General features: G+C 53.7%; 1 protein-coding gene and 1 pseudogene. Both read right to left on the reverse strand.

The features are described from left to right. Window positions 1-239: pseudogene (locus BN2476_RS49140) on the reverse strand (transposase domain-containing protein); the annotation flags it as partial. A gap of 140 nt (window positions 240-379) precedes the next feature. Beyond that, complete coding sequence (locus BN2476_RS43870) at window positions 380-1,234, reverse strand: sterol desaturase family protein (protein ID WP_087740341.1); 855 nt, start codon at window positions 1,232-1,234, stop codon at window positions 380-382. Window positions 1,235-1,478 lie beyond the last annotated feature (244 nt).

A 1,478-nucleotide genomic window follows, 5' to 3' on the forward strand; every position in this document is an offset into this window, starting at 1 on the left:
GGTATTTCCATTGACCCTTAACGTTGATATAAATCTCATCGACGCGTCAGGTCTTGCCGACGGGGGCGTTCGTGACGGTGAAACGCTTCCCCTCGCGTCGGCAGAAGCTTGAGCACCCAACAATGTGCGGTTGAATGATCCACAGAGATGCCTCGTTCCGCGATCAATTCTTCGAGGTTCCGCAGGTACCGGCGCACGCACGCCACGATTACATCAAACGGAGCGGACCACGTCCGGATTCATCTTGATCGAGTTTTAGCTGTTCATCCTTCTGTACCCGGCGTCTCAGAGAGCTGTTCCAGATGATTAGCTGTTTGCTGGTTTCCGACCTGGACAATCTGATCCTCAGCGTAAACCTTCACCGCATTCCATCCCGGCCTCAACTCTGCCGTACACCGCTTCCGACTCCAGGCTTGCACCAGCGGCGTCGATCAAACGGGAACATAAAGTAGTCACTCACGGTAAGCGGTTCGGGCTGGTCTCGGAGGCCAACTTCCGGCCACTCATCTTTTTTCGGCCAGTACGCCGTGCGAAAAATCGTGTCCCAGATCGTCGTAAAGAACCCATAGTTCCGGCGTCGGTGATGCAGTTCCAACGAGTGGTGAATACGGTGGAACTTATTGTCGCCGATGATGTATCGAAGCGGCCCAAGATTGATGCGGGTGCTAGAGTGGGAAAGATGCGCCTGAAAGGCAATCAGTGTCATTGCAACAGCGGGCACCACGCCAGATTCAAAGTGAATCAGCGTAAGTGGTAGTGCTACAAACACTGCATAAATAAGCGGCTCGGAAGCGTGATGATTGCAATTCCAAGCCGTCAGCTCGCGGATCGAGTGATGAGTAGCATGCATGCGCCACATGAATGAAACAGCATGCTGAGCGCGATGCATCCAGTAGTAAAAGAAGTCACCGGCGATCGCGACCAAAACCCCGGAAAGGACGGCGAAGCCCACCTTCATGATTGCGTTGTCAGAGTGAAGCAGTGTCGCAAAATTGACCGTTAGGAGCGGCTTGACCCCTAACCATTCCAAACCCACGGCGTAGCCGTGCCAGACTAACGCACCGAGTCCAATGCGAATGATCCAATTCCGTACGCCGCGAACGTACGACGCAAAACTGTATCGATATGCCGGAAGGATTAGCTCGAGCGCAACGCACAATGTAGCAAAGACCGCAACGAGCTTAAACGATTTCACGAAAAACTCGGCCATCTGATTAATATCGAGAATATGCATCTATTTTGCTCCGAGAAAGTCGGCCGAATTCGCCCACCTCAGGTCGGCGCGATCCCGCGTCAACGCAGCCGACTTTCTTCACCGAGGATCACGGGTCCAACGGTTATTGATCTTCAGCGCGGCCCGATAAGTCCGGTTCGGCATCGAGATTCGCGCCTATAGTGCATTGCGGCCAAGCCATACAAATTTCGTCTTCACGCCGCATTCATACGGTTACCGTGTCGCCAGCACAGCACAGCACAGC

The sequence above is a fragment of the Paraburkholderia piptadeniae genome, from assembly GCF_900007165.1.
Lineage (GTDB): Bacteria > Pseudomonadota > Gammaproteobacteria > Burkholderiales > Burkholderiaceae > Paraburkholderia > Paraburkholderia piptadeniae.